Source organism: Bacillus sp. MUM 13, assembly GCF_001866725.1.
In the GTDB taxonomy this organism is placed as follows: domain Bacteria; phylum Bacillota; class Bacilli; order Bacillales; family DSM-1321; genus Peribacillus.
In genome coordinates, this window is record NZ_MLYQ01000040.1 from 1 (window position 1) to 21,159 (window position 21,159).

At 43.8% G+C, this 21,159-nt stretch carries 19 protein-coding genes; 7 read left to right on the plus strand and 12 right to left on the minus strand.

The genetic code is table 11. From position 1 onward, the window contains the following. Positions 1-305: 305 nt before the first annotated feature. Positions 306-1,436 carry a cation:proton antiporter gene (locus tag BIV59_RS11930; RefSeq protein WP_071351717.1) on the minus strand — a complete coding sequence of 377 codons (1,131 nt, stop codon included), beginning with the start codon at positions 1,434-1,436 and terminating at the stop codon, positions 306-308. Positions 1,437-1,720: 284 nt separating this feature from the next. After that, complete coding sequence (locus tag BIV59_RS11935; RefSeq protein WP_071351718.1) at positions 1,721-3,079, minus strand: copper amine oxidase; 1,359 nt, start codon at positions 3,077-3,079, stop codon at positions 1,721-1,723. A gap of 495 nt (positions 3,080-3,574) precedes the next feature. Here BIV59_RS11935 and BIV59_RS11940 point away from each other — a divergent pair, with 495 nt between their 5' ends. Then, positions 3,575-4,390 carry an alpha/beta fold hydrolase gene (locus BIV59_RS11940; RefSeq protein ID WP_071351719.1) on the plus strand — a complete coding sequence of 272 codons (816 nt, stop codon included), beginning with the start codon at positions 3,575-3,577 and terminating at the stop codon, positions 4,388-4,390. Between the two features lie 153 nt (positions 4,391-4,543). Next, positions 4,544-4,822, plus strand: a complete 279-nt coding sequence (locus tag BIV59_RS11945; RefSeq protein WP_071351720.1) for a hypothetical protein — start codon at positions 4,544-4,546, stop codon at positions 4,820-4,822. 256 nt (positions 4,823-5,078) lie between these two features. On the opposite strand, the gene BIV59_RS11950 is transcribed toward BIV59_RS11945, so the two are convergent. Continuing rightward, a complete protein-coding gene (locus BIV59_RS11950; RefSeq protein WP_071351721.1) occupies positions 5,079-5,855 on the minus strand; it encodes a 3-hydroxybutyrate dehydrogenase in 777 nt (258 codons plus the stop codon). A gap of 316 nt (positions 5,856-6,171) precedes the next feature. On the opposite strand from BIV59_RS11950, the gene BIV59_RS11955 reads away from it, so the two are divergent. After that, positions 6,172-7,095, plus strand: coding sequence for a LysR family transcriptional regulator (locus tag BIV59_RS11955; RefSeq protein ID WP_071351722.1), 924 nt, complete (start codon positions 6,172-6,174; stop codon positions 7,093-7,095). Between the two features lie 91 nt (positions 7,096-7,186). Then, a complete protein-coding gene (locus BIV59_RS11960; protein ID WP_071351723.1) occupies positions 7,187-7,609 on the plus strand; it encodes a carboxymuconolactone decarboxylase family protein in 423 nt (140 codons plus the stop codon). A 104-nt stretch (positions 7,610-7,713) separates the two neighbouring features. Here BIV59_RS11960 and BIV59_RS11965 read toward each other — a convergent pair whose 3' ends face one another. Next, on the minus strand, positions 7,714-8,544 hold the full coding sequence (locus BIV59_RS11965; RefSeq protein WP_071351724.1) for a hypothetical protein: 831 nt from the start codon (positions 8,542-8,544) through the stop codon (positions 7,714-7,716). Between the two features lie 273 nt (positions 8,545-8,817). Between BIV59_RS11965 and BIV59_RS11970 the strand changes: the two genes are divergently transcribed. The 3 genes from BIV59_RS11970 (at position 8,818) to BIV59_RS11980 (ending at position 10,197) form a co-directional block, all read left to right on the plus strand. Next, on the plus strand, positions 8,818-9,132 hold the full coding sequence (locus tag BIV59_RS11970) for an ArsR/SmtB family transcription factor (protein WP_071351725.1): 315 nt from the start codon (positions 8,818-8,820) through the stop codon (positions 9,130-9,132). A 150-nt stretch (positions 9,133-9,282) separates the two neighbouring features. Then, entirely contained in the window at positions 9,283-9,714 is a 432-nt protein-coding gene (locus BIV59_RS11975; protein ID WP_071351726.1) for a DMT family transporter, read from the plus strand. 12 nt (positions 9,715-9,726) lie between these two features. Then, positions 9,727-10,197 carry a DMT family transporter gene (locus BIV59_RS11980; RefSeq protein WP_071351727.1) on the plus strand — a complete coding sequence of 157 codons (471 nt, stop codon included), beginning with the start codon at positions 9,727-9,729 and terminating at the stop codon, positions 10,195-10,197. A 223-nt stretch (positions 10,198-10,420) separates the two neighbouring features. On the opposite strand, the gene BIV59_RS23665 is transcribed toward BIV59_RS11980, so the two are convergent. From BIV59_RS23665 to gltB, 8 genes are all read right to left on the minus strand, one after another. Next, positions 10,421-10,570 (minus strand): hypothetical protein, encoded by a 150-nt coding sequence (locus BIV59_RS23665; protein WP_170846146.1) that lies wholly within the window; start codon positions 10,568-10,570, stop codon positions 10,421-10,423. 76 nt (positions 10,571-10,646) lie between these two features. After that, positions 10,647-11,468: a glucose 1-dehydrogenase gene (locus tag BIV59_RS11985; RefSeq protein ID WP_240501892.1), complete on the minus strand. Its 822-nt coding sequence runs from the start codon at positions 11,466-11,468 to the stop codon at positions 10,647-10,649. A 113-nt stretch (positions 11,469-11,581) separates the two neighbouring features. Further along, positions 11,582-12,949, minus strand: a complete 1,368-nt coding sequence (locus BIV59_RS11990; protein WP_240501893.1) for a cytochrome P450 — start codon at positions 12,947-12,949, stop codon at positions 11,582-11,584. A 184-nt stretch (positions 12,950-13,133) separates the two neighbouring features. After that, complete coding sequence (locus BIV59_RS11995; RefSeq protein WP_071351728.1) at positions 13,134-13,958, minus strand: alpha/beta fold hydrolase; 825 nt, start codon at positions 13,956-13,958, stop codon at positions 13,134-13,136. Between the two features lie 251 nt (positions 13,959-14,209). Further along, entirely contained in the window at positions 14,210-14,353 is a 144-nt protein-coding gene (locus tag BIV59_RS23670; protein ID WP_170846147.1) for a hypothetical protein, read from the minus strand. A gap of 62 nt (positions 14,354-14,415) precedes the next feature. After that, entirely contained in the window at positions 14,416-14,976 is a 561-nt protein-coding gene (locus BIV59_RS12005; RefSeq protein WP_071351730.1) for a histidine phosphatase family protein, read from the minus strand. A gap of 62 nt (positions 14,977-15,038) precedes the next feature. After that, complete coding sequence (gltD, locus tag BIV59_RS12010; RefSeq protein ID WP_071351731.1) at positions 15,039-16,520, minus strand: glutamate synthase small subunit; 1,482 nt, start codon at positions 16,518-16,520, stop codon at positions 15,039-15,041. A gap of 17 nt (positions 16,521-16,537) precedes the next feature. After that, positions 16,538-21,097: a glutamate synthase large subunit gene (gene gltB / locus BIV59_RS12015; protein WP_071351732.1), complete on the minus strand. Its 4,560-nt coding sequence runs from the start codon at positions 21,095-21,097 to the stop codon at positions 16,538-16,540. Between the last annotated feature and the right edge of the window lie 62 nt (positions 21,098-21,159).

Below are 21,159 nucleotides of genomic sequence, written 5' to 3' on the forward strand. Positions count from 1 at the left end.
TGCGGGGTCTCACCTTCCTGCTAATCCCACAGGAGTCTCGCACCTTACACTCCAATCAACCTGGTTTAACAACAGGTTTGCTTTACAGAACAATTAAAAAACAACCATCTTTAAGAAAAGAGCCTTTCTTAAAGATGGTGTTTTTTAAAATTTGTTATTTAAGACGTTCCCATTGACGAGTCAGGTTCATTGGGGCATAAGGGCGAGCATCCTGGAGCAAAAATTAACCAGCAAAGTTTACGAAAATAGCGTATAGAAAAAACCTCCGAAGTCTGCAGCTTCTGGAGGTTTTTTCGGCACACATGCTATTCTTTATTCCGGAAAAACCATTTCATCAGCGGAGGTGTAATAATGGTTGTTGCCAGCACGACAACTACAATCACTGCAAACATTTCCTTTGAAAGCAGCCTTGCTTCCAAACCGATAGAAGCCATAATCAGTGCCACTTCTCCCCGTGACACCATTGCAGCTCCAATTCCCAGTGAACTGCTCCACCCAAATCCGGCTATTTTGGCACCCAGTGATGCCCCAAACAGTTTTGTGAAAATGGCCAGCAGGCTTAAGAGTACAATCAGGACCAGGTTTTCCTTTAAACCGGAAAAATCCGCCGCGACTCCTATGGATGTAAAAAACACAGGCACAAAAAGTGAGTAGCCAATCGTTTCAGCCTTTTCAAAAACCTCGTGTTTGAACTTTGTCACGCTTATCGAAACACCGGCAATGTATGCTCCTATAATGGCAGCCACACCTGTATATTCTGCAGCAAAGGCGTAAACAAAGCATAAAATCAGGGCAGATGAAATGACGGTTTCCGTTACTTTTAATGATGCAAATTTATTCATGAACCAAGGAACTGCCTTCCAGCCGAATAGGATGGCTGCAGCAAAGAATAAAACCTTTTTGAAAATCACCGCAGACAGGCTCACATCTCCGCCCGCAAAGCTCATTAAAAATGCCAGAGCAATAATGACGGCCACATCATCAATTACCGCTGCACCTAAAATCACGGTTCCTTCCCTGGTTTGCAGCTGGTTCATTTCCTTCAATGCCTGCACAGAGATGCTGACGCTGGTTGCCGAAAGCAGCAGGCCTAAAAACAAGGATTCCATGACTGTCAGATGCATAAGTACTCCAGCAAAGTACCCTAAACTGAGCGGAACAAGGATGCCCCCGAAGCCGACGAGAAGAGATGCCTTCCCGCTTCGCTTAAACTCCTGGACATCTGTTTCAAGTCCGGCAAGAAACATCAATAAAATGACGCCAATTTGGCTGAACTCCTCAAGAGCTTTCGTTTCGGTTATCACTCCCAAAAGAGACGGACCAAGGACTATGCCGATCAAAAGCTTGCCAAGAACAGACGGCTGGCCAAGCCTGACACTTATACTCCCTGCAATCTTTGATGAAATCAAAATAATGGCTAATTGAAGAATTAACACGATAAAATCCCGCCTTTCTTAATATATGATTTGCAACAATAGCAGAAAAAAACACAAAAAAAGCCTGCCTCCAAGGGACATAATAGTCCCTTGGCGACAGGCTCCTCCGAGTTCGTTTCATATTTGATTACTTTTATTGTACCATATTCACCGGAAAAAGTCTGCTGTAAATCTGTATAAAGCGTAACTTTCACTGCCCTTTAATCCGGATGAACTAAATAAACGGAATTTCCGCGTCTATTTAGGCTCGGGACACCAGTGCCCCTACGTTCTATCTGCCTGCTTTATTGTTCGCTTGATTTTCTTCTTTTAATGACTAATGCGGATCCAAGCACAAGCATGGCTGCAATGGAAGCTTCCATCCATGGCATTTGTGAATCTGTAGTTTCACTCGCTCCGCCGCCGCCTGTATGCGGCATTTGGCCAGGCATGGATGTGCCGGCAAATTTACCCGGGTTTTGAGAAACAATTCCATTTCCAAGCGCCTGTCCTACACCAAACATCATCTTGTAGCCTTCTCTCCATGATTTGTATGCATCTCCATAGTTCCCTGAAGCTGCATGATCAAATGTAGTCCTGACACTTTGTTCATGGGCCATTAAAGCATCTTGTGCAGCCTGTGCAGGAAGCTTCCCTCCAGTTGCTGTTCCTAAGAACGATCCAAATTCCTTAGTAAACCCGCTGATTCTGTTAACTACATCCTTTTTTGCGGCATTGTCATTTTTCTTTACAGCCTGGACATAATCGCTTTGTGCATCAATATGGTCTGGCTGCCATACGCTTACAAATTGTTCTCCGGCCTGATTTCCATATATGGAGGATATGGCTGCTTTGAAATCTGCCGTGTTGGCATCCTGTGCCCAGTTCACGAAATCAAAATCATTGGCGCCTGCATACTCTTTCTGCATTTCCATCGTTGCTAAAGCAAAATGTTCTGAAGCCAACCTGTTTAACGCGGAGCGCAGATCTGCAGAAGGTGTATCTGCTTTCGTATTTTTAAACTTATCCGGCATTTGGGCAACAATTGCAGATGACAATGCCTTGCTTACGTCAAACATCTGCTTGAATCCTTCACGATATGTGGTATAAGTGCCTTTATAATCTCCATTCACATAATCATCAAAAGCCTTTTGCACTAAATCTTCATGCATGCGGAGCGCTTGCTCTGCTGCGTTTTGGGGAAGCTTTCCTTCCGTTGCAGCCCCGAGGAATGCCGAGAAATCTTTTACAAATTTATCAACCATCATATCTGCTTTCTTCTCAGCATCTTTGTCATTTGCTTTTACTGCTTTGGCATAATCGTCTGTGTAGTTATTGTGCGCCCGGAAAATCTTTTCAAATTGCTCCCCGCCTTTTTCGCCGTATAGAGAAGTAATGACAGGCTGCATATCCAGTGCATTCTGGTCAAGAGCCTTCATGGCTTCACCAGCATCATTTGAACCGTTATAGGCCGTGGTCATTGCGGTAAAGGCTAATGCAAAGTGTTCGGATAGAAGCTGATCAAGGGAAGCCCTTAAATCTGCTGCCGGCGTATTGACAGTTGGCTTTTGTTCTGCCGCACTCACATTGGCTACCGTCGGGAACAATAATGAAATTCCTAGTACTGGAGCTGCTAATACCTTTAAATTTTTGTTTACATTCATGAGTCATTCTCCTTTTCATTGTTAAATTTTTTTAATATGGCTTTTTCTTTTCTTGCAGAAGCTAACGGAGCATCTTTCTTTTTGGATCAGTGCTTTTACTTTTTTTTGCTTTTTCCTTTTAACGTGCTGCAGGTTCTTTTGGATCACTTTTTTTGCTTTTTGGCGTTGTCCTTCTAACGTGCTGTAAAAACTTTTGGATCACTCTTGGCTGCTATTTCTTAAAATAACTGCTGCTGTTTGATTTTTCATTAACCTAACGATGGTGGTTTGAATTCGGATCACTCCTTCTTCAAAATATTAATTTTTTATTCTATTTGCCTGGCTAACGAGAGATCTTTCTGCTTGGATCACTTTGCACCTCATTTTTTTAAAAATTCTCTTAGCGGGCCCATTTGAAGTACAAACTCTTTTCTGCTGTTTTAAAATTTTTACGCCGGGTAGTTAGTGATAGAAAGGCACAATTATCCACTAATTGGAATAAAGGGAGCTGAAAAAATGGGACATTATATTCAAACTGAAGATAACGTAAAAATATTTGCAGAGGATATTGGCGAAGGGAAGCCAGTCATCCTTATTCACGGCTGGCCGCTGAACCATGAAATGTTCGAATCTCTGATGAACGAGCTTCCTCAAAGAGGCTATCGCTTCATCGGCATCGATTTAAGAGGGTACGGCAAGTCAGACCGTCCAATGAAAGGATATGACTACAACACAATGGCAGATGATATTAAAGCAGTCATTGACAAGCTGGATCTTGATCAGGCAGTGCTCGCCGGTTTCTCCATGGGCGGCCCGATTGCAGCCCGTTATATGACAAGGCACGGAGGTCATCGCATAAGCAGGTTATTGCTTTTGAGTGCAGCAGCTCCCGTTTTCACTCAAAGGGAGGACTACCCGTACGGCATGACAAAAGCAAAAGTGGATGAACTGATAAAGCAAATACAGGAAGACCGCCCTGCTGCCCTTGCAGACTTCGGCACAAAGTTCTTCGGCACCCAGCCATCAAAGGAATTCACCATGTGGTTCAATCAGCTTGCTTTAACCTCCTCCTCAAACGGCACCATTCAATCTGCATATGCCCTCCGTGATGAAGATCTGAGAATGGAGCTATCTGACATTGCTGTGCCCACTCTTTTGATGCATGGAAAAAAGGACAAAATCTGTCCATACGACTTTGCCCTTGAAATGATGGAAATGATTCCAGATGCACAGCTTATTCCCTTTGAAGAAAGCGGGCATGGAATCTTTTATGATGAAAAAGAGAAATTCAATACAGAGTTTCTAAACTTCCTCCAGTATTCCCTAGTATAAAGTGAGACTTGAGCTTTAATTCAAAACCCTGATAGTCAAACCTGTCAGGGTTTTTTCAGGTAACTTTCCGGCATGTAAAATTTAGTGTTTTGATTATATGGTTATAGGGAAAAAGTAGCAAGATTTCATAAAACATTGCAGGGAGATAAGAGGATGAGAATTGGCATAGCCGAAGTGGAGCACTGCATTGCAAGCAACCATAAGGATACATACAAGCAATTTTATCTTGAATATGAGGTTTTGCTATTTAAAACCGCCTTTTCACTGACCCAAAACTCATCTATGGCTGAACAGCTCCTGCTTTCTGTTTTCAGGGATTTGTGGGAAAAACCTGAAATGCTCAAGAAAACGCAAGAAAAATTCCTGTCCGTTTTCCTCTTAAAACTTACTATGCAAAACTATCAGACTAAGTTTTTAAAACAATTAAACTAGAATTTTCAGGAAGGTACTCTCATATTCGGCAGCCCTATAGATCGTTCCGGCCATTACGGAGGCAGCCGCGGATATGCGGATATAAAGATCACAACAGCCATGAAGCCCGTGGATTAATCGGCGGAATCTTGGATGACTTATTATAAAAGCAAAATCAGGCAAGAAGGCTTACCGCTTCTTGTTTTTCACTAGCATCTATTATCAGAAAAGCCCCTGCTGAATGCGCAGGGGCTTTTCATGTGCTGATGAAGGCTTTTTACTGAGCAGTATAACCGCCGTCCATGACAACAGCCTGCCCTGTAATGCTTTTTGCCTTATCGCTTGCAAGGAACATCGCATAATCGGCAATTTCACTTACATCCAATAGACGCTTTTGCGGAACTAATGGATAAATGACTTCTTCAAGAACCTTGTCCAATGGAACATTTCTTGTGTCTGCAATTCCCTGCAGCTGTCCGCGGACTAGCGGTGTATCCACATATCCAGGGCAAAGTGCATTGACTGTCACACCAAATGGGGCAGATTCCAAAGCTGAAACCTTTGTAAGACCAATCACGCCATGCTTCGCGCTATTATATGCAGCTTTTCCGGCAAAACCGACTAAACCATTGATGGAAGCTACATTGATGATCCGTCCGAATGCCTGCTCCTTCATGATAGGAAGTGCATATTTTGTTGCAATGAATGGTGCTGTCAGCATAATCTTAATCATTAATTCAAATTTTGCAGTTGGAAATTCTTCTATCGGTGATACATGCTGCAGCCCTGCGTTGTTAATGAGTACATCTAAGCGGCCATATTTTTCATGTGCGGCTTGGATCATATTTTTAATATCTTCTTCACTTGTTACATCTGCTTTAAGGCCAATTGCCTCAAGCCCCAATTTGCGAAGTTCCTCTGCAGCTGTTTCAGCGCCTTCCCCGTTAATATCTGTCAAAACGACCTTGCTGCCGTTTTCTGCAAACACTTTACCGATTTCATAGCCTATTCCGCTTGCTGAGCCTGTAATTACTACTACTTTATTTTCCACCATATTTACCCGCTCCTCTTTTTTTATATTCATCCTCTGTGAAATGATAGTTCCCTTCATATGAAAAGGACTAAACATGCACAGCTAATAAGAATTAATTTAAAGCTTTTCGCTACACCTCAATAGTACTCCTTCCAAAAGAATAAATAAAATGAATTAAATGTATGAAAAGTATGCAAAATAGTTATAGAATAAAGAGCGGAGTTATTTTAAGTAAGGCTTTATTACTTGTTGATTGAAGCAGAGCGGAAATCAGCCCCTTGCTCAATAGCAGCAAAGTTTACGAAAACAGTTATTTAGAAAGATTGGAGATTCAATCATGGATATTCGCCAATTAACTTATTTTATCGAAGTGGCCAAGCATCGGAGTTTTACAAAAGCTTCTTCTGTTCTGCATTTATCCCAGCCAACACTAAGCAAGATGGTGAAGAGTCTTGAAGATGAATTGGATGTTGACCTGATCGACCGTTCATCCCGACAAATTGAATTAACAGAAGCAGGTGAAATGGTCCTTGAGGAAGGCCAGATGATTATGGAGTCCCTTGATAATCTATCAACACGCTTATATGATTTGATGAATCTGAAAAAGGGGAAGATAAAGATTGGTTTGCCGCCGTTAATCGGGGTATTGTTCTTTCCGAAAATCATTAAAACTTTTAATAGTATGTATCCTGATATCACCATTAAACTGATGGAATATGGAGCCAACAAGGTGAAACAGGAGGTAAGCGACGGGCTTATTGATCTGGGGGTAGTGGTGCTGCCTGTGGATGAGGACGAGTTTGATATTGTTCCTTTCGTGTATGAAGAGCTTATGCTTTTTGTCCACTCCTCACATCCCCTTGCAGATGCAGAAAAAGTGGAAATGAAGGATTTGCAGAATGAAGCTTTTATATTGTTCAGCGAAGATTTCACTCTACACGATCGTATCATACAGGAATGCGCAGGAGCTGGTTTCACCCCGAATATTGCATATGAAAGCTCTCAATGGGACTTTATAAGCGAAATGATCAGCGAAAACCTGGGAGTCTCGATTTTTCCGCATTCGATTGCAAAAAAAATCGATCATCACTCCATTCGTGCAGTTCCCATTGTGAATCCGTCGATTCCATGGCTCCTTGGGATCATTCTGAAAAAAGGAAGATATGTTTCACATGCCACCCGTGAATTCATACAAAATATCAGTTCTCTTCATCATGGAGATATGAAAAGAGAAAAATCAACATATAATAAAAATGAATAAGTATGATGAATTATATGTATTTTACGAATAAAAACTAAAGGAGTATAGTTTTTTGTGCACATACATTTACTTTTTTATAGGAGGAATAATGATGGCACAAGATCGATATCAGCAAGGTTTAGATAAATTAATGGAATATACATTAAAGAGCAATGATGACATTTCCACACATTTAAAGATTTCTGATGATCTGCAGGATATCGCTCCGGATGTCAGCAAATTTATCATTGAGTTTGCTTATGGAGAAATTTATTCCCGTCCAGGCCTATCAAATAAACAGCGTGCACTTGTTACCATTTCTTCTCTTGTCACACAAGGAACAGAGCCTCAGCTTGAACTTCATATCAATACTGGGCTTACAGCCGGATTAACACCGGAAGAAATTGTTGAAAGCATCACACATTTAATTCCCTATACAGGCTTCCCGCGTGTACTTAATGCCCTTTCTGTCGCAAAAAAAGTTTTCGCTATGCGCCATGTTAAAAATGAAGCTGCCGGTTCCAAAGAGCAATAAATATAAACACATCCAAAGCCGCCGATCCGGGCGGCTATTTGTGGTTTATACCTCTTGATAATCATTGAGAAAACTGGGACTTCCACAGGAAATCATCATTGCTGTTATTTTAAAACAATAAACTCGTCTGCCTGGCTTTTCTTCATATCTTTCAGTTCCCGGTAAGTGAAATAAATCAGTGTTTCTCCCGTGTCCTGCAGTTTGCCAACATAAAAATTGACTGACTTTATGTATGAATTTTCATCCATATTCTGTGCATCCTGCATGGTTTTCACATTTCCATCTTCAAATTTCCACGCTTCTCCTGACCAGGGACCAGTTATGGCCTGCTCACTGGATGCTTCAATTTTCCCCTTATAGGAGAGCACACCATATTTTGTTTTAACTGTATTGGCTTTCAGGTCAAAAACAGCGGTTTTGAAAGATGAATTGGGGGCGGTTACCGTCAGCTTGTCCCCTTGCCTTTTAATTTCAACAGAAGTTTCTCCTTTTTTTATCATTTCGGAATGATTCTGCGAGTCGAGCAGGAGCTGATATTCCTTCTCTGTGATTCCGAATTTAGGGCTGTAGGGCAGCGCTTCTCCTTCTTTCATATTTTTTTGGGTATATTCAGCAAACCATGCTTTATTGGCAGCAATGCTGTTCTGCATTTTTTGCGTAATGGCCATCACTTTCCTGCCCGTTACAGGATCCATCCCTATTCCCTTAATATCTCCATTAGTTTTTTCTTCTTTCAAATAGGCCAGTACAGGTTTACCTGTAATATCTTCTTTTGGCTTCGCATCTGCCGGCTCTTCCTTGTTAACCGCCTTTTCTGCTTTTTCCTTTTTTACTTCACCCTGCACTTCTTTGCTTTTAGGAGCATTCTCGCCTTCCGAGGAATGTCCACAGCCTGCCAGCAGCAAAGAAAACATAATGAATGCTAATTTCTTCAACGGTATTGCCTCCTTAAGTAAAAAATATCAATGGTTCCGCCGAAGTTATTTTACCCAATTTTTTCCTTTTCAAACACAATAATACTGTTGGACTCTTCACTAATGATTGGCAATAACATTTCATTTCGCTCGAAAGAAGGCTAGAACGCACTTTAATAAGATGAAGATCACGCTATTTTCGGTGGAAAATCCTCTAATCGAGGATGATTCAAATACCACGAATCAGAGATCACGCATTTGACATATCGATAAAATTGGAAATAGAATATAAATATGAAACATATAGACATTTTCAAAGCATTATCCAATGAGACCCGTCTTAACATTTTAAAATGGCTGAAAGAGCCTGAAAAGAATTTTCCAAAGCAGCAGGCGCACCTTCCAAAGGAGGTCAGTATTGAAGGCGGTGTGTGTGTAGGGGACATCCAGGACAAGGTGAATTTATCACAGTCAACCGTTTCCCACTATTTATCCCTGATGCAAAAGGCAGGCTTGCTTGAAGCGGTTCGGTATGGGCAATGGACATACTATAGGCGCAATGAGGATACAATAAAGAAGGTTGCAGAATTCATGGAAAAAGAGATGTAGCAGTTGACGATCAGGGAGCCTGGCGGGATCTCACTTAACCCGCTTTTCCCGCACTTATGACTCATTCACCATTAACCCCAGTATAAAAGAGTTTCCACAAATAAATACATCTATTATTCTAGATATTTAAATTCAACGAGGTGGCAATACATGAAATCATTTTTTATCTATATCATAGCTATCATTGCAGGCATGTCGTTAAGCTTTGAAGCAGCTATTGGAGGCACATTGGGGAAAACCATCGGTGAATTGGAAAGCACATATTATATCTTTATCATCGGTGCAATGGCGACGTTTCTTCTTGTGCTGTTTTTTGGAAAAGGGGATATCGTACAGATTCTTAAAGTACCCAAGTGGAACCTGCTCGGAGGCATGCTCGGTGTTGTTTACCTTGCCCTGCTTGTAATAAGCGTCACGTTAATTGGCGTAGGCGTCTCCGTTACGTCAGTCATTATCGGTCAGATTATGATGAGCATCATCATTGAGCATTTTGGTTTATTTGGCTCAACCCGTATAAAGTTTAATGTAAACAGGCTCACAGCCATTGTCTTATTAATCGCATCATTATTTCTGATCATCTAGGAGGGACACACTATGAATAGCCTGATCGTCATTATACCCATACTGGCTGGAATAGGTTTAAGCATTCAGTCAGCCATAAATGGCACCCTGGGAAAGAAAGCCGGTACAATTGAAAGTGCGTTTTTCACCTTTTTTACAGGAGCCATTATCTTGACCATTGTTGTGAATTTCTTTGGCAGCGGCAATATCCTGCATGTAACCGAGGTGCCGAAATGGCAATTGATATGCGCCATTTTCGGTGTCATATATTTATCTTTAATGGTGCTTGCCGTTCCTAAAATCGGTGTCACAGCTGCTGTAGTTTCTGTCATTATCGGCCAGCTGGCTGCAAGTATGCTGATAGACAATTTCGGCTGGTTCAAAAGTGAAACTGTACACTTTGATACAAAGCGATTTATTGGAGTGTTACTCATGATTGCTGCCCTTTACTTTGTTTTCAAAGGAAATCAGGGAGCAGCTGCAGCGAAAAACTCTGCAAAATAGCCGAAAATAGCCCGAATCTAAGGATTGAGGCTTTTTTCGGCTCTGCCATGCCTGCTGCTTTCCGCTTCTGCTCTGATCAAACAGAGAAAAAACTGGCAGCCATAATAGGCTGCCAGCTATTTATTATCTATGACTCTTTTCTTACGATGAGGTAACCCGCCCGGTCCGCGGAAGCGAAAATCAGCACCTTGTTCTATAGCAGCAAAAGTACGAAAAAAGCCATTTATTGATGATCATGCTCATTCTCTGACTCTGCTTCCTGATCAAGTTGTCTCAGATATTCAAAGAACCCTGAGTATACCTGTGAAGCCATTCCTGCACTGTGATTTTCAAGATAAATCGTATTTTCGCCTGGTATATATAACGTATACATATATACATCCCTCCCTTCCTTTAATCAAGAGCCTGAAGGACGGGCTTCCCATACAACATACAGCATCCATTTAAGGTTACACCAAAGCGGTGATCCCGCCATCCACATTAAGGATTTGTCCAATCATATAATCAGAAGCATTTGATGCTAAATAGATGGCTGCGCCTTTTAAGTCACTTTCGTTTCCATATCGCCGGGCGGGTATTCCTGATAAGACACTGTGTTTATTTTTCTCCAAAACACCCTTGGCGATTTTTGTAGGGAAGAATCCAGGTGCGATTGCATTCACTTGAATGCCGTATTTCGCTAATTTCACACCCAAGTCTTTTGTAAATGTAATTACTGCGCCTTTGCTAGTATTATAGGCAATCGCTTCCATAACCTCTGGAGGAGTTCCGCCATATCCGGATACTGATGCAATGTTGATGATTTTCCCAAATCCTTGTTTCTTCATGATTTTTGCTGCCGCTTTGGAAAACAAAAAGGTGCCATTTACATTAACATCCATTACCTTTTGCCACTTGTCCAAAGGAAGCTCATCGACAGGCGCGAGCCAGGATGTTCCACTGTTGTTCACAAGGATATCCAGAGTGCCATATACACTGATCGTATCATTGATCACTTTTTCAATATCATCTTCACTTGATATATCACAGCTGGAGGAAATAGAAGATCCCCCCATCCCTACTATTTGACTGCTCACTTCCTTGCAAGCCTCCAAATTCCGGGAGCAGACGACAACATTTGCTCCTGCCTCAGCAAGGGCAAGGGCAATTTGTTTTCCAAGGCCTCTCCCTCCGCCAGTCACAATGGCGGTTTTGCCTGTTAAATCGAATAAACTGTTCATAACGCTAACCATTCCTCCCCCTCTTTTGATTTTCCAAAATAGTAAACTCATAATTTCAGCATCCTATACCATATGCAAAATAATCAAAAACGTATGGACAAGTATTTAGTTTTCCAATAAAATCCGCCTCTTTGATGTACCGTTTTTATTGGCTGCTGCAGCGGTCAATTCGCTTTTGATCTTTCTTCAGCAATCATCTGCAATCCTCTTCTCGGCCTCATTGTGATAGAAGGATACGGCCTTACTTCATGATGGCCGGGAGCAAGCCTAAGCCGGTAGCGCTGTGCGATGCAGGCAAGAACAAGCACTGCCTCCATGACGGCAAAGTGATTGCCGATGCAGACTCTCGCCCCTCCTCCAAACGGGAAATAAGCATATGGCGGCAGAGTTTTTAAGTAATTGTTTTCAAATCGCTCAGGAATGAATGAATCAGCCTGCTCAAAATACTTTGGATGGCGGTGCATCACATACTGGCTTACCAGAATCGTATCTCCTTTTTTAAATCTGTATCCTCCGATTTCCACATCCTCCTCTGCTTCCCGTCCTGTCACATAGGAAGGAGGAAATAGCCGCATTGCTTCCCAAATGATATTTTGTGTGTACGATAATTTCATGAAATCATCAGGAGCAGGCGGGCGGTCCCCGATGACAGAATCAATTTCCTGAAAAAGCTTTTGTTCTGTTTCTGGATGCTGTGAAAGCAAATAAAGGGCCCACGACAATGCGTTTGCTGTCGTTTCGTGGCCAGCGAGGAAAATGGTCATAAGCTCGTCTCGGACCTGTTCATCTGACATGCCCATTCCATCTTTTGCATCTTTGGCATCCATTAAAATATCCAGCATATCATCATGTCTTTCTGTCTGTTCTCTGCGGCGGCTAATGATGTCATAAAGCACTGTATCCAGTTTGTTTATGGCGCGCCTGTATTCACGGTTTTTCTTGACAGGAATCCATAGCGGAAGCTTTATAATCGCTCTCATTCTCTTAATGGCACTTCTCATGGCAGACTCCAAAGGTTTGCCGATAGCGGCATATCCTTCTTTAAAAGTCATGCTGAACATGGTTTTTGTGATAATTCCAAGAGTAATGCCCATCATGTCCTGTGTAATATTCCGTTTCTGCCCATCTTCCCAGGAAGACAAGTAATCCCTCGTTATATCAATCATATCCTGGCCATAGCTGCTGATATGGCTCTTTTTAAAAGCAGGCTGTATCAGTCTTCTTTGGCGCATATGAAAGTCCTTTTCACTAGTAAGAAGCCCTTCCCCGAGGACAGGTTTTAAAGCCTTGAAGTCTCTCGATTTTACGAATGATTTTTGTTTAGTAACAAGCACTTGCTTAATTAACTCCGGGTTTGTGACAAGGTAAATATTCTGAAAAGGGCCAAAACGAAATTTTGCTGCTTCTCCGTACTCTTTAGGCAAACTGGAAAGAAATCCAAGAGGATCCTCCTGGAAATCTCTTAAGTTGCCAGTAAACAGCCTTCCTTTTGGGCCTTGAGGCAAATTTTCGGTTTCTTCTTTTTTACGCAATCCTGTAATTCCTCCTTCAGCTGACTGAATCCTCCTACTCATGCTATGGAGAAAAAAAAATTTGGCTTGTACGATTGCTTATAAAAAAACATTTAATTACCAGTATGCTGCATTTTTCCGCACAAAAATAGGCTGCCTAGTCGTACTAGACAGCCCTTACTTTAATCATGCAGCCAAACCCGCATTAGGATAAAGAATTGAAATGCTTTTGAACATATACATTTACTTTTTTAGGGGCCTCGATATGGATGAAGTGGCCGGCATCAGGGATAATATGGACATTTGCATGCGGCAGTCCCTCTTTTTGAAGCTTGCCGGCAAATTCGCTGGAAATATACCGGTCCTTCTCTCCCCATAGTATCGTTGCCGGATTTTTTATTTTCTGCAATTTTTCTTTATAGTTCTTCACCGTTTCCAAATTTCCCGAGCGGTATAAATCCAGGATTACCTGCCCGGATTCTGGAGTTTGAAAGACTTTAAAGAAGTCGTTCAGCGTTTCGTCATCACTATTAGGAATCTCCTTTTTCATGGCTTCAAGGAACTGTGCACGATTTGACATGCCTTTAATGGATGCCTCTCCTTTTCCCGGAGTTCTCCATATCCTGGCAAGATCGTGCCACATGTATTCATCTGAGATGGTTGAATCCGTGACAATCAGGCTTAAGATGCGTTCAGGATGATCACATGCCCACTTCAGCCCAATCAGGCCTCCCCAGTCATGCACGACAAGATGCAGGGAATCTATTTTCAGCAAAGCTGTGAACCCGGTAACAAACTGATCAAAACGCTCCCATGTGGAGGGTCCATCAAATTTTTCGCTGTCTCCAAAGCCGGGCAGATCAGGGGCGTATACTTTATACCCGCATGACACAATGACAGGGATGATTTCCTTCCATAGCAGTGCTGATTCAGGAACTCCATGCAAAAGCAGGACTGGAGGGGCATCTGCTCTTCCCTTTTCAATATAAGCTACCTTCTTGCCTTGCATATTTATAAATTTCTTATCCAAACCTTACACTCCCCGTCTGCATCAAATTTTAAAATCTTGAGGCCTCGTCCATATTCGCTGTCTTCCTCACTCTCTACCATATGTGTATGCACGCTTTCGTTAACTGATTGTGCATTTTCTCCTTTTTTCTGACCCCATTCAGCCGGAAAAGCACTATTTTTGGGCATCCGGCCGCTTCTATTGAAGAAATTTCCCTTAAAGAACGGGTTTGAACCCGTTTTATATGTTGCTTAAAGCTTCATTTTTTCCAATTAAATGGATAATAGTTTCAAATCCGCTGTGATTCGAGCCAAATTCACGTTCATTCGAGCCAAATCCAGCCTGATTCGAGCGAATTCCTGCATGATATGAGCGAGAATCATGTTTAACCTGTTTAATAGAATGCTTGCACCCACCTTACTGCCTCAAGGCAGCAAAAAGGAGCTATCAGAAAGACAGCTCCCAATTTATGAGAATGCTAAATAGTCAGCCTGGCATTCTCCCATATTCTCGATAAAGATGCAGCATCACCATTCACTTCCAGCAAAAAAACATCCGGATTCCCAAGCTTCTTCCAGTCATCAAACCCAAATTCGGGCTGATAATGCTTAATCATCAGTGACATTAAATTTCCGTGTGTGACAATCAAAATATGCTCTGCATCACTTTTCAATGCATCTTCTACAACAGCAGTTCCGCGGCTCATTGCTTCACGGCTGGATTCCCCGCCTTCCAGCTTAACTTCTAAATCCGTAAAAGATGATTCCAATTTTTCCAGCCAATCAGGCAAATTTCCACTGCCTAAAACTCTCTCTGATAGTCTTTCATCTATTTCTATCTCCAGGTTTCTTTTCTCAGCCAGCGGCCCTGCCGTTTGAACCGCCCGCAAAAAAGGGCTCGAGATAATCCTGTCAATACTCACACCAGAAAGCGCAGCCGACAAGTGGCTTGCCTGGTCCTGCCCCCGGTCTGTAAGCCGGGCATCATAGGCTTGCCCTTCCGCTTCCGCATGCCTGACGAAATAAACGTTCTTTTTCATAATTCCCCCTAGAAATCCTGACATGATGCTAATTTCGCCATTCAGAAGGGAAATCCCTTTTTTTAAGGCAGGTTTGAGCTCCCCATTAAATAGCGGTCCACCTCGCGTGCAGCTTCACGGCCTTCCTGGATGGCCCAGACAATCAGGCTTTGCCCGCGCCTCGCATCTCCTGCAGCAAAAACTCCCTCCACATTCGTCCGGTAAACTCCGTGGGCCGCTTCTGCTTTTTGCCCGCTGGCCTGTAGTCCGAATGCGTTAAGCAGGTGCTCGCTCGTGCCTTCAAATCCAATGGCTATAAAAACATACTGTGCATCCCAGACCTTTTCAGTACCAGGAATTTCCCTGTAGAAATAGGCTCCATTTTCTTCAATGATTCTTTCCATTTGAATCGTATGAAGCTCCTTCACATGCCCATTTTCATCCGCAATGATTTTCTTTGTCCCGATTTCATACTGCCTCGGATCTCTCCCAAAACCAGCTTCCGCTTCTTCATAAGCATAATCAAGCGTGAACACATTGGGATAAGCAGGCCACATATTTTCCGCCGCCCGCACTGCAGGCAAAATAGGATGCTTCCCAAATTGGACCACACTGCGGCATTTTTGACGAAGAGCGGTGGCAACACAGTCTGCGCCTGTATCTCCGCCGCCTATGACAATCACATCTTTGCCTTCTGTGTTAATGAACTGGCCGTCCGCAAAGTCAGAATCCAGCATGCTTTTTGCAGTGCCTGTCAAATAATCCATGGCAAAATGAACACCCGCTGCTTCACGTCCCTCTATCACTAAATCACGCTGCTTTTGGGCACCGGTACAAAGGATAACGGCATCATATTGCCCCTTTAAGTCTTCTGCAGAAATATCCTTGCCTACCTCTGTGTTTGTAATAAATTCAATGCCCTCCTGCTTCAATAAAGAGATTCTGCGCTCGACGATATGTTTCTCAAGCTTCATGTTCGGGATGCCGTACATCAATAACCCTCCAGCACGGTCCGAGCGTTCGTAAACAGTGACAGCGTGCCCCGCCTGGTTCAATTGGTCGGCGCTGGCCAGTCCTGCAGGCCCCGAGCCTATAATCGCCACCTTTTTGCCAGTGGAAATCTTTGGAATCCGCGGTGTGATCCAGCTATTTTCAAAGCCTTTATCTATAATGGCCCGTTCAATGTTTTTTATCGTAACGGCAGGATCAGTAATAGAAAGAGTGCAGGATCCTTCACAAGGTGCAGGACATACCCGGCCAGTGAATTCAGGAAAGTTGTTTGTTTTCAAAAGCCTGCCGAGCGCTTCCTTCCATTTTCCCCGGTACACTAAATCATTCCACTCAGGTATAAGGTTATGAATGGGGCAGCCTGTCGTGACTCCTGCAACTTCCATTCCCATATGGCAAAAAGGAGTGGCACAATCCATACAGCGTGCTCCTTGCCTCGCTGCCATGTCGTCCGGAATGGCAGTGACATATTCATTCCAGTCATTCAGCCTGGCTATTGGACCCCGTTCCGGCCCCTTTTCACGGGGATATTCCATAAAACCTGTTGTTTTTCCCATCTTCTCTCCCCCTTTTCTTACTGCATCACCACTCCAAGAGTGTCAGGCAATGCCTTTTTTACTTTTTTAGAATGAAGATGAAAAGCATTCAGCCGGGCCTGCTGATCTGTTGCACCCGCTGCCTTTTGCTCAGAGATGCTTTCCATCATGCGTTTATAATCTTTAGGAATGACTTTAACAAAATGGGCTGAAGCTTCTTCCCAATTTTCCAGTACATATAAAGCCTTTGAACTCTCTGTATAATGGAAGTGCTTTATGATCAGCTCTTTTAATTCATTCAGTTCCTTTTTATCCGTCAATTTTTCAAACTCAATCATTTCCATATTGCATAATGAGTAAAACCCTTCTCTATCATCAGGAAGTACATATGCTATACCGCCAGACATTCCTGCAGCAAAGTTCTTGCCGGTGTCACCCATAATGACGGCCCGGCCGCCGGTCATATATTCGCAGCCATGATCACCGATTCCTTCAACAACCACATCTGCTCCGCTGTTTCTGACTGCAAAGCGCTCGCCTGCACGGCCATTGAGATACGCTTCCCCGCCAACAGCTCCGTACAATGCCACATTTCCGGCTATCACATTGCCTCCAGCAAATTGCTTGGAGGAAGAAGGAGCGCTGACTGCCAGTTTTCCTCCTGATAGGCCTTTTCCGAAGTAATCATTCACATCACCCGTGACAATCATTGTCATTCCTTTTGGCACATAGGCACCAAAGCTTTGCCCGGCTGATCCTGTAAAAAGGAGTTTGATTGTATCCTCCGGAAGCCCTTCTTCACCGTAGCGCTTTGATATCTCGCTGCCCGTAATCGTGCCAGCCACACGATTCACATTGGTAATGGAGTAGGACGCCTCAAACGGAACCCCTTCACTAAGTGCCCTCTCTGCCGCAGGAAGGATTTCCTTCATATCAAGAGAATCTTCAATGCCATGGTTTTGAGGGGTTTTAAATGTGCGTGCTCCCTTAGGCTGATACAGCAGGGCCGATAAGTCGAGGTGCTTTGCTTTCCAGTGTGACTTAGCACGTTCGCTGACAGTAAGGACATCTGTGCGGCCAACCATATCTTCAATCGTTCTAAAACCAAGCTCCGCCATGATCTCGCGCACTTCCTCGGCAACAAAACGCATGTATTGGACAATATGCTCCGGATCTCCGGCAAACTTTTCGCGGAGTTCAGGATTTTGTGTGGCAACTCCCACAGGACATGTATCCAAATGGCAGGCACGCATCATGATACAGCCCATTACAACAAGAGGAGCTGTTGCAAATCCGAATTCTTCCGCACCCAGCAGCGCTGCCATCACCACATCTTTCCCTGTCATGAGCTTGCCGTCCGTTTCCAGGACAACCCTGTCCCGCAGCCCATTCAGCATCAGTGTCTGGTGAGCTTCAGCAAGCCCAAGCTCCCAAGGCAGACCTGTATGCTTGATGCTCGTTTTGGGAGAAGCCCCAGTTCCGCCGTCATAGCCGCTGAGCACGATTACATCCGCAGCACCCTTAGCCACTCCTGCCGCAATCGTGCCGACACCTGCCTTGGCTACAAGCTTCACACTGATCCTTGCTTCACGATTTGCATTTTTTAAGTCATGGATAAGCTGCGCCAAATCTTCGATCGAGTAAATATCATGATGCGGAGGAGGCGAAATCAGCCCTACTCCAGGTGTTGATCTGCGCACATCTGCGACCCACGGATACACCTTGCTTCCGGGAAGCTGACCGCCCTCGCCAGGCTTTGCTCCCTGGGCCATTTTGATCTGCAGTTCATCCGCATTAACAAGATAGTGGCTGCTCACTCCAAAACGGCCTGAAGCAATTTGCTTAATAGCGCTTCTGCGGTTATCTCCGTTTTCATCAGGGTAAAACCGTCTTGAATCCTCTCCGCCTTCACCGCTGTTGCTTTTGCCTCCGAGCCGGTTCATCGCAATCGCCAGTGTCTCATGCGCCTCTTTGCTCAATGAACCAAATGACATGGCTCCTGTTTTGAAACGGCGCACAATGGAGCTGACCGATTCTACCTCATCGATTGGCAATGGCCGCTGGGCTTTTTTGTAAGTAAATAAATTGCGCAGAAAACTCATCCGCTCTTCATCCGCTAAATGTGAAAACTGCTTAAATAAGCGGTAATCTCCTTTTCGGCATGCCCACTGCAGGGTATGAATGGTCTTCGGGTTAAATGCATGGTGCTCCCCCGATTTTCTCCATTGGAAATCGCTTCCCGATTCAAGCGTCTCTTCATAATGATGAACATATGCTTGATGATGGCGTCTCAGTGCCTCTTCCTCAATCGTTTTCAGGCCGATACCGCCAAGCTGTGAGGCCGTGCCGCTGAAATACTTTCCAATCACATCGGTGCTGATTCCAACAGCCTCAAAAATCTGGGCACCGCGGTAGCTTTGCACGGTGGAAATCCCCATCTTAGACATCACTTTAATTACACCCTCCGTGATTCCCAAGATGTACTGGCGGACGCTGTCTTCATAACGAATTGGGAGAATTCCATCACTCGCAGCCTGCTTATATGAAGCAAAAGCAAGGTAAGGATAAACAGCATCTGCACCGTATCCGATCAGTGCGGCAAAATGATGCACCTCCCTCACTTCTCCTGATTCTGCAATAATGCTTGCTTTCGTACGGATGCCGAGGCGCACAAGATGCTGGTGAAGTGCACTTACAGCAAGTAACGGAGGAAGTGCTGTTTTCGTCTTATTCATGTCCCGGTCTGAGAGAATCAGGATACTTGCACCTGCTGCAATGGCTTCCTCCGCGGTGCTAAGGATGTGTTCCAGCCCCTTTTCCAAATTTTCCGAAAAAACAGCAGATATCGTAACGCTTTTAAAATCCGGCCATTCATTTTTCTTTATCGCTTGGAACTGTCCGGCTGATAATACGGGGCTTTCAAGCTGAATCCGGCGGCAGTTCCGCTCATCCGGATGAAGCAAATCACCTTCCTTGCCTAAGTAAGTCACAGCAGATGTAACAATTTGCTCGCGGATGGAATCGATCGGCGGATTGGTTACCTGTGCAAACAATTGCTTGAAGTAATTAAACAGCGACTGCGGCTGGTCCGACAATACAGCAAGAGGCATATCATTCCCCATGGAACCAAGCGGGTCTTTTCCCTCCGCTGCAAGAGGAATCAGATATTTATTGATATCTTCATAGGTATAGCCGAAAGCCCTTTGACGCTCAACGATGTCTGAAACTTCTATTTCCTCCGCTTCATGTGATCCCTCAGGCAATTTTACAATCTGTTCATCAAGCCATTGCTGGTATGGATGCTCGGCTGCCATTTCTGACTTGATTTCTTCATCAGAAATAATCCTGCCTTCCTCCAAATCAATCAGCAGCATTTTCCCTGGGCTTAATCGTTCTTTGTATAGAATATTTTCCTGTTCCAAGTCAAGGACGCCAACTTCAGAAGAGAAAATAATGTAATCATCTTTTGTTACATAATAACGTGCCGGGCGCAATCCGTTCCGGTCAAGCATAGCGCCGATTTGCTTTCCATCTGTAAAAGAAATCGCTGTCGGTCCGTCCCACGGCTCCATCAGCATGCTGTGATATTCGTAAAACGCCCTCTTTTCCTTAGAAATATGGGGGTTCTCTGACCACGGCTCCGGGATGAGCATCATAGCTGCATGTGCAGGCTTGCGGCCGGACAAAATGAAAAATTCAAGGGCATTGTCAAGAATCGAGGAATCGCTGCCGCTTGTATCAAGGATTGGAAGAACCTTTTTCAGGTCTTCGCCAAACGCTTCTGAAACAAATTGCCTTTCACGGGCCTTCATCCAATTTATATTGCCTCTCAGCGTATTGATTTCGCCATTATGAATCAGGTAGCGGTTCGGATGTGCTCTTTCCCAGCTCGGAAAAGTATTTGTACTAAAGCGGGAATGCACTAAAGCAAATGCTGAAACAAAATTCCGATCCTGCAGATCCAGGTAAAATGCATCCACCTGTTCCGGAGTCAGCAAGCCTTTATACACAATCGTGCTGCTTGAAAAACTGGCACAGTAAAAAGTCCTCTCCTGCTTAAGGGCCCACTGCTCTGCCTGCTTTCTAATGATATATAATTTACGTTCAAATGGCAGTCCTTCCTCGATTTCCGGGCTTTTCCCGATAAAAACCTGGCGAATAAAGGGACGGCTCATTTGTGCGACTTTCCCGACTTTTCTGAAATCAACAGGCACAGTTCTCCATCCAAGCACCAATTGTCCCTCTTGTTCAATATAGTCATTAATTTTCTCTTCAATTTCACCTTGTTTTTTGTCATCATTAGAGAAAAACAGCATGCCTACACCATAGCTTCCTTGCGCGGGAAGGTGTATTTCCGGATAGGCCAAGCGGAAAAACCGGTCTGGAATCTGCACCATCAATCCGGCTCCATCCCCTGTATGCGGATCACTTCCCTGACCGGCGCGATGATCTAATTGACGAAGCATTTGCAGTCCTTTTTCAACAATGTCATGTGTTTTATCGCCCTTTATATGGGCATATAAGCCGATTCCGCATGCATCATGCTCAAATTCAGGGCGGTAGAGTCCTTGTTCTTTGGGCATTTGATTATATGTCAATATGATCTCCTCCGTTCGTTTGCTTTCAGGCGCAATTCTTTTGTTCATTATAGGATGTTATT

Bases quoted from the DNA above. Each gene is read 5' to 3' on its own strand.
- BIV59_RS11935 (WP_071351718.1), bottom strand. From the start codon at position 3,079: ATGAATGTAAACAAAAATTTAAAGGTATTAGCAGCTCCAGTACTAGGA.
- BIV59_RS11940 (WP_071351719.1), top strand. From the start codon at position 3,575: ATGGGACATTATATTCAAACTGAAGATAACGTAAAAATATTTGCAGAG.
- BIV59_RS11945 (WP_071351720.1), top strand. From the start codon at position 4,544: ATGAGAATTGGCATAGCCGAAGTGGAGCACTGCATTGCAAGCAACCAT.
- BIV59_RS11950 (WP_071351721.1), bottom strand. From the start codon at position 5,855: ATGGTGGAAAATAAAGTAGTAGTAATTACAGGCTCAGCAAGCGGAATA.
- BIV59_RS11955 (WP_071351722.1), top strand. From the start codon at position 6,172: ATGGATATTCGCCAATTAACTTATTTTATCGAAGTGGCCAAGCATCGG.
- BIV59_RS11960 (WP_071351723.1), top strand. From the start codon at position 7,187: ATGGCACAAGATCGATATCAGCAAGGTTTAGATAAATTAATGGAATAT.
- BIV59_RS11970 (WP_071351725.1), top strand. From the start codon at position 8,818: ATGAAACATATAGACATTTTCAAAGCATTATCCAATGAGACCCGTCTT.
- BIV59_RS11975 (WP_071351726.1), top strand. From the start codon at position 9,283: ATGAAATCATTTTTTATCTATATCATAGCTATCATTGCAGGCATGTCG.
- BIV59_RS11980 (WP_071351727.1), top strand. From the start codon at position 9,727: ATGAATAGCCTGATCGTCATTATACCCATACTGGCTGGAATAGGTTTA.
- BIV59_RS23665 (WP_170846146.1), bottom strand. From the start codon at position 10,570: ATGTATACGTTATATATACCAGGCGAAAATACGATTTATCTTGAAAAT.
- BIV59_RS11985 (WP_240501892.1), bottom strand. From the start codon at position 11,468: ATGAGTTTACTATTTTGGAAAATCAAAAGAGGGGGAGGAATGGTTAGC.
- BIV59_RS12005 (WP_071351730.1), bottom strand. From the start codon at position 14,976: ATGAAAAAGAACGTTTATTTCGTCAGGCATGCGGAAGCGGAAGGGCAA.
- gltD (WP_071351731.1), bottom strand. From the start codon at position 16,520: ATGGGAAAAACAACAGGTTTTATGGAATATCCCCGTGAAAAGGGGCCG.